At 55.1% G+C, this 6,392-nt stretch carries 9 protein-coding genes; 4 read left to right on the top strand and 5 right to left on the bottom strand.

Annotated features, from left to right (window positions below):
* Positions 1 to 12 precede the first annotated feature (12 nt).
* Positions 13 to 294: a hypothetical protein gene (locus tag GHN86_RS22695; RefSeq protein ID WP_153387363.1), complete on the bottom strand. Its 282-nt coding sequence runs from the start codon at positions 292 to 294 to the stop codon at positions 13 to 15.
* A 172-nt stretch (positions 295 to 466) separates the two neighbouring features.
* Here GHN86_RS22695 and mobQ point away from each other — a divergent pair, with 172 nt between their 5' ends.
* From mobQ to GHN86_RS22680, 4 genes are all read left to right on the top strand, one after another.
* On the top strand, positions 467 to 1,576 hold the full coding sequence (gene mobQ, locus GHN86_RS22690) for a MobQ family relaxase (protein ID WP_323370010.1): 1,110 nt from the start codon (positions 467 to 469) through the stop codon (positions 1,574 to 1,576).
* A gap of 10 nt (positions 1,577 to 1,586) precedes the next feature.
* Positions 1,587 to 2,213 (top strand): hypothetical protein, encoded by a 627-nt coding sequence (locus tag GHN86_RS23755; RefSeq protein WP_228389639.1) that lies wholly within the window; start codon positions 1,587 to 1,589, stop codon positions 2,211 to 2,213.
* A gap of 111 nt (positions 2,214 to 2,324) precedes the next feature.
* Positions 2,325 to 3,179, top strand: coding sequence for a CFI-box-CTERM domain-containing protein (locus GHN86_RS22685; protein WP_153387362.1), 855 nt, complete (start codon positions 2,325 to 2,327; stop codon positions 3,177 to 3,179).
* Entirely contained in the window at positions 3,172 to 3,744 is a 573-nt protein-coding gene (locus GHN86_RS22680) for a CFI-box-CTERM domain-containing protein (RefSeq protein ID WP_153387361.1), read from the top strand. The genes GHN86_RS22685 and GHN86_RS22680 overlap by 8 nt, the downstream gene beginning before the upstream one ends.
* A 56-nt stretch (positions 3,745 to 3,800) precedes the next feature.
* On the opposite strand, the gene GHN86_RS22675 is transcribed toward GHN86_RS22680, so the two are convergent.
* The 4 genes from GHN86_RS22675 to GHN86_RS22660 form a co-directional block, all read right to left on the bottom strand.
* Entirely contained in the window at positions 3,801 to 4,337 is a 537-nt protein-coding gene (locus GHN86_RS22675; RefSeq protein ID WP_228389640.1) for a replication initiation protein, read from the bottom strand.
* A gap of 210 nt (positions 4,338 to 4,547) precedes the next feature.
* Positions 4,548 to 4,823 carry a type II toxin-antitoxin system RelE/ParE family toxin gene (locus GHN86_RS22670; RefSeq protein WP_095038416.1) on the bottom strand — a complete coding sequence of 92 codons (276 nt, stop codon included), beginning with the start codon at positions 4,821 to 4,823 and terminating at the stop codon, positions 4,548 to 4,550.
* Positions 4,801 to 5,001: a stability determinant gene (locus tag GHN86_RS22665; RefSeq protein WP_153387359.1), complete on the bottom strand. Its 201-nt coding sequence runs from the start codon at positions 4,999 to 5,001 to the stop codon at positions 4,801 to 4,803. Before GHN86_RS22665 ends, GHN86_RS22670 begins: the two co-directional genes overlap by 23 nt.
* A 43-nt stretch (positions 5,002 to 5,044) precedes the next feature.
* Positions 5,045 to 5,848 carry a replication initiation protein gene (locus GHN86_RS22660; protein ID WP_228389638.1) on the bottom strand — a complete coding sequence of 268 codons (804 nt, stop codon included), beginning with the start codon at positions 5,846 to 5,848 and terminating at the stop codon, positions 5,045 to 5,047.
* Positions 5,849 to 6,392: the final 544 nt, after the last annotated feature.

Below are 6,392 nucleotides of genomic sequence, written 5' to 3'. Positions count from 1 at the left end.
GTACTAGTCGCCTTAGCTGCCGGTGACCAATCGTTTGAACGCCTCCGAGCCTTGCCCATCCTCGCCCAGCACCGCCAATCGCTCAGCCGGTCGAGTTAGGAAACCATCCAGTAGCGCCAACAGGGCCGCGCGCTTTTCGGTGGATTGGGTTTGCTGATGGAGCACCGCCGCGCCGACCAACACCTTGACCCGATCATCGGCTTTCTTGGCTGTGGCTCTATGTCGTGCTTCGGCCTGCTGAATCTTGGCTGTGAGTTGGTCACGCTTTCGTTTCAGGTCGTCTAAATCAGCCATGTTGGTGTTGTCTCTGGTGGTGTCGGTTATGGTCATTCTACGCTAGAGTATCGGCGTGCACAGTTTCACCCTGAAAGAAGAGAAGGGCGCACTTACGCAAACTTCGTTTGCAGGCGGTCGGCGATGCCGACAAATCAAAAACAGATCACAAGAAAATCGAGAATCCAAAACCGTGGCGCTCTACTCCGCATCCGTCAAACCCGTCAGTCGTAGCAGTGGCCGTTCCGCCACTGCCGCCGCTGCGTATCGGAATGCAGAGCGAATCATCGACGAGCGTACCGGCGACATTCACGACTACACCCGCCGTTCCGGCGTGGATCACGTTGAGTCATTTGCTCCGGTCGGCATGGCTCCGCAGTCAGGTTCTGAACTGTGGAACAAGGCCGAAGCCGCCGAGGTTCGCAAGAACGCCCGAGTGGCCCGGGAAGTGCTGGTCGCACTGCCTCACGAACTTGACCAGGTACAACGCCGAGAGCTGGCCAAGTCGATTGCCCAGGGCTTGGCCGATCGCTACGGCACAGCGGGAACGCTGGCCGTTCACCAGCCCGACCGAGAGGGCGACAACCGCAATCACCACGTCCATATCTTGATGACCACGCGCCGCCTTGATGCGTCGGGCCAGTTGGGCGAGAAGACCCGCGAACTGGACGACGTGAAGCGCGGCCCGCAAGAGGTGGAGTGGATACGGGCCATGATCGAGGGTCGAACCAACCAATCACTGGAGCGCGCCGGGCTTGAGGCGCGGGTGGATCGGCGCTCTTTGATTGAGCAGCGCGCCGCTGCGCTCGATGTCGGCGACATGGATCGAGCGGCGGATCTGGATCGGCCGGCGACGCTTCACGAAGGCCCGCGGGTCACGCAAATCCGGCGTGAGTCGGCCCGTAAAGGCCGGGCACCGTTGGGCGCTCTGGATCGAGCTGCAGCGAATGACCATACCCGCGAACTGGTTACCAACCGGGCTGAGCTGGGCATGGTGTCGGCACAGATATTCAACTTTGAAAAAGCCCGTGCAGAGCGTGCTGCACGCGAACAACTAGCTAAAGCCGCTGCTGATGGAATGGCCGCTTTCAAGGCTCGTTTCCAGCAAAACCAAGACTTCAACGCCCGTATTGATGCGGAGCACGAACGCATGGCCAACGAGCTGCACAGAGTTGCCCTGGAGCGCGCTGCAATCGAACGGAAAGAGCAGGCCAAAGCGGCCTTAACGCGATTCGAAAAAGACCAGTTAAGCCACGATAAAGGCCCAAGCAAAGGCCGTGGCGGCCCTGACTTCGGCATGTAAGGGGAAGAATTTGAGCATCAGTGAGCAGGAGCTATTTGGCTTGATGGCCGTAGCCCAAGAGCAGCAGCAAGCTGTCAGTGAGGCACTGAAAAATCTGGAGGATCGACAGGTTGGACTGAATGCGGTCATAGCCCGAGCTGGCACAGCCGTTGAGGAGATGAACAAAGCGGGTTATGCCTCGGCGCTTATCATCGAGAAGGCCACGCGGATCGCGGTTGAGAAGGCGGTTCAGGCCGCTTTAGCAAACGTCCAGCAGCAAACCCAGTCAACTCTGGGTGATTCAGTTACGCCCGCTGTAAAAGCGTTACAGGACGTTACAGCGCGTGCTGAGAAGGCGGAAGAAAGCCTGCACCAAGCAGCAAGCTCAATCAGTTGGAAGTGGGCCGCCATTTGGGGCATGACGAGTTGCATGCTGCTGGCCTCCATCGTGGGGTTGTCCATGCTTCTGGTACCCAGTCCCAATGAAATCGCGTATCTGCGGGCTAATGTGGCCGATCTGGAAGCGCGAGGTGGGAAGGTACAGCTTTCAACATGCGGTGATAAAAACAGGCTATGTGCCCGGATTGATCCTAAAGCAGAAACAGAACTGCAATGGGGGCAAAACGGGCAACGCTGGATGATCCTTCAGGGATACTGATTGGTGCCGATCATTTGTGGGTAGGTCATACGAGGTAGGGAAATGGCTAGGTATAGGCGCAGGTATCGAAGGTGGTCTGGCAGAAGTTCTCAGCCAACCAAATACAGCGTGTTGTCGGGTATTCTTGGCGATGGGGTCTGGGGTATTCGCTCAGCGTTCTTATCGCTTAATGACGATGCTCTTGATCAGATCCTAGATGACTATGGCCAAATCTATGGCGCAGCAGCAGCCCAATATGCACGCAAAACTTACTCCAAATGGAAGGATGGCTCGACGAAGCTTTCTGGGCAAACGATGGAACGGCTGGTCGAGCTGGTCCCGCCTTACCTAGAAGCGGAACAACGGCATAATATTTTACTTAAGGTCTTGAAGCAGCATAAAAGAACTCCCCCTTCTCAGACCATCAGGGTGAACATCAAAGAACCCCAAGAGGGCTTTCATCAAATTGATGAGGTACTTTCTAGCATTCATGTAACAGACCCGCTTGCCTACCTTCCCGAACACGTTATGGATGCCGCTAAATGGTTGTATGACGATGATGTTACAGCAGCGCGCCTAATGCTGGCTGAATCGATGAAAATCGAGACAGATATGCTCCTTAATAATGCGGTGCGAGAGTTAAATCTAATGCGCAGAACTATAGCTAGCGGACAAGTAAAATCCGCAAATTATAGTGTTGATACGCCAGTTAGCCGCTTGCATGTAATCGCTTATAGCCCGTCAAAATGCTATGTTGCAACCGTATGCTTTGGGGAGCATGCATTAGAAACTGTCACGTTACGGGAATGGCGTGACCAGGTTCTAGCCAACCACCAGATGGGGCGTAAATTCATCGTTTGGTACTATGAAAATGGTGAAAAAATTGCTGAAATTGCTGCCCGCACCCCCATGATTCGCCTCACCAGTAAATTTGCAATCGGCATATTCGCCAGATGGGTCCGGCGCCTTAGGAGTAGCCATGAGTGACAAGAATCTGCCGAGCCAGCCAGGCTCGGAAAGTAATGTGCAGCTGCATGACAACGGCCTAAAGGCTGGATCGTTGATCGGCCAGGCTGTGTCCCGGTTGTCTAAAGAGCAGGCCGACCACCTGATGGCTAAAGCCGGCGAGGAGGCTCTTCGCCTCGAAGGCAAGCAGCATGAACTGAACATTGAGTATGTCCATGGAAAGAAAAGTCTTGAAGATCACATTGACGCTTTTTCAATGCTGGAGAAAAACGGGCGTCTAACGAGACAAAAAGTTTCTACGGAAATTAAGAGCGGGAATACCCGTATGCATATCGAAAGCAAATCTGGTGGAACATGTTTCGTAGCTACAGCCGCTTACCAAAGCGCTGAGCATTCGGATGTGGTTTATCTACGAAATTTCCGTGATCAGACATTAGTAAATTATGAAAAGGGACGTGCCTTCATCAGTTGGTATTGGAAAATTGGACCTAAGCTTGCTCGCCATGTTAATAACTACCCAGTTCTAAGAAAGCCAGCCAGATACTCAATTGGTATTATTGTATATATCTTGAAAATCTTTAAATAAAATCATGTATTAAAATATACTAAATTTGGCATGTAAGAGATTTATTTAGGTTTCTCCTAGATCCTTTGATTCAACCGAACGCGCGCCTGCTCCCAAGTCTCCCCGGGCCTTGCCAGCTTGGCGACTTCGGCGTCAAGCAGCTTGTTTTTGGAGTTCATCTTGGCAACCTTTTTTGCGGAGTTTTTAGGAGCGAAATCGAATATCAGATGCGTGATCTTCCGACCTGTTTTTTTCTGGGTCCAACCGACCATTATTGGACTGTGCTCATTGATCTGGGCGATGGCTGGGTCCAGCACTCGTAGCTTAAAATCCTTGATCGAAGGGTACTTGTCTTGCAGCTGAAACCACTCGCGTAGTTCGTCGATACTGATCTCTCGTCGGCCAACACTCTCCCACTGCATGATCAGTTCGTACATACGAATGGCATGGGTGCTGTCCATCTTGGCTACGTCCACCAATGCGTATTTGGTGAATTGTTTTGTGAGTTCGGTCAGATACGGCAGCATGTCCTTGGGGGGCGAATAGAGAAAACGGAAATTTTCGTACGCTAAGCGTTCTGTGTCAGGTTGAGGTCGTAGAGGTGGACGCTGCAGCGTCAGAAAATGCAGAAATAAACCCTAATCTGACGTGGGGCGAGTAATCATCCTGACGCCTGAGTGAGGTGTACTCCATTCGGACACCGACTGCACAACGCAAGGATTTGGGACTGTCAGCAGGGCTTATCGTACGAAAATTTCCGTTTTCTCTATGCACCCCCTGTCGGCATCATCCGATGCCCGGCGGCTGTGCCACAAAAAATGCGCCTAGGGATATTCTTGTCGAGCGTGTAGCACCCGCAGCACGTCGATGGCGTCAGTGCCTACCAGGTAGATCACCACGTAGTTCGGGTGCACGACGCATTCACGAGTGCCGATCACGCGGCCTGCTCGGAACAGGTAGGGGGCGGATGGGAGACCCTCAACGGTTCTCAGTATGACGGCGTGCAGTGCCTCGGCCGCGAGCGGGTTGCGCTGTTCGATGTAGTCGATGATCTCCACCAGGTCGGTGGTGGCCTCATCAGTCCAGCGAACGGCTTGCACGAAGCTTCCTGCGCTCTTCTAGGGCTGCCTGGACCTTCGACATGGCCTCATCGTGGGCCAGTCGTGGCTTGGTGCTGTTCATGGCTTCCAGCACCTTGGCACGGAACCAGCGGTCATAGCTGGTGGCTTGTTCGTCGGTCTCGAACTCAGAAACGATAGGGGATAGTTGGGCGCTCATGGCGGGCCTCCGGTGTTCATACGGGGCAGTCTAACGCATGCGCTTACAGCGCGAGCGCCAGCTGGTCGTTGCGTTTGAAGTCGAAGCGCAGAGCGCCGACCTTGCGGCCCTTCTTCACGGGCCGCCACTGGATCATCCAGCCGTCTTTGGTGGTCAATTCTTTCACCGCTGGCTCGATAATCTTGCGGCGGATCGCCGCGAAGTTCTCCTGCTGCTTCTCGGTGGCGTCCATCGACTGGGCGAAGTCCTCGATGCTGATCTCCAACCACCCCGTGTCCTCAAAGCGAGTCAGCAGCTCAAGCAGCCTCCAGGAGTAGATCGAGCGCAGCGCGCTGGCCTGCTGGAGCTGGTAGCTGGTGAAGTTCTTGCGCAGGCCTGTCAGATGCGGCAGCAGCGCGGGCCACCAGTGTAGCTCTACCCAGCCCTCGCCTTCCTGATACTTCACCTGGCCGACCCAGCGCATCTGCACGCGGGTCGGTGACAGTGGCTTGCCGTTGCGCTTGGCGGCGGTCTCATAGAACGTGATCGAGCGGTTGTAGAGCTGCTTTGCAGCGCTCTGGAGCTGGTTATAGGCCGTGTCTATGTCCACGCCAAAGGTCTCGGCGTACTCCGCTGCCGTGATCTTGGTAGTTGGCACAGTGCCGGGTGCTATGGCCTTGCGGCTGTCGAGCTTTGACACCGCACAGCCGACAATGCGCTTCTCGGCCAGGGTAAGGCCGTGACCTGCCCTGGTTAGCGCATTGCCCATGGAGATCCAGCGTTCACCCGGCAGACGCTCCGCGTCGGGGTCGTAGCGCTCTGCGCGAGCCGCAGCCTTCTTCACCGCTGACACTGCAACCTTGACCAACTGTGCCACCCTTCCGGTTATTGTGCCAGGTATCCAATTTGGCACAATAGGCTAATTGTGCCAAGTCCGTTTTCTGGCACATCTGTGGATAGCACCGGAAAAAAGGCACAGTTAACCGGAAAAAAGGCACAGTTAACCGGAAAAAAGGCACAGTTAACCGGCTACAACCACCGTCCTAGAGCGGTTGCTGCACCCTACAAACAAGAAAGAACAAGAAAGAACGCAAAAGCAGGGCCTCAGCGACTCGGAAAGTGAAGATTTGATCCAAGAGCGGCGCCCCTCCAGTCCCTGCACGCCCACCCAACTACGCGCGCGACTCAGGGCAGTGCAAGGGCGTTTCGCTCCTTCGCGGCGCTGCCTCCGGCCTGCGCGCTTCGCTTGCGAGTAACCAGCCAGGGGCTGGTAGTGCAGTGCCGGTACGGCGCTGTGCTGCCAGTCCCTTAACAAGCGCAGCGCGTTAGTTACGGGTACTAGTCGCCTTAGCTGCCGGTGACCAATCGTTTGAACGCCTCCGAGCCTTGCCCATCCTCGCCCAGCACCGCCA

It is taken from the genome of Pseudomonas helleri, assembly GCF_009600315.1.
GTDB classification, from domain to species: Bacteria; Pseudomonadota; Gammaproteobacteria; order Pseudomonadales; family Pseudomonadaceae; genus Aquipseudomonas; species Aquipseudomonas helleri_A.
The sequence above is the reverse complement of the archived record's forward strand: the minus strand, read 5'-3'. Positions and strand labels throughout refer to the sequence as shown.

Excerpts from the sequence above, each read along its gene's own strand:
- GHN86_RS22695 (WP_153387363.1), bottom strand. The coding sequence starts at position 294 with ATGGCTGATTTAGACGACCTGAAACGAAAGCGTGACCAACTCACAGCC.
- GHN86_RS22680 (WP_153387361.1), top strand. The coding sequence starts at position 3,172 with ATGAGTGACAAGAATCTGCCGAGCCAGCCAGGCTCGGAAAGTAATGTG.
- GHN86_RS22665 (WP_153387359.1), bottom strand. The coding sequence starts at position 5,001 with ATGAGCGCCCAACTATCCCCTATCGTTTCTGAGTTCGAGACCGACGAA.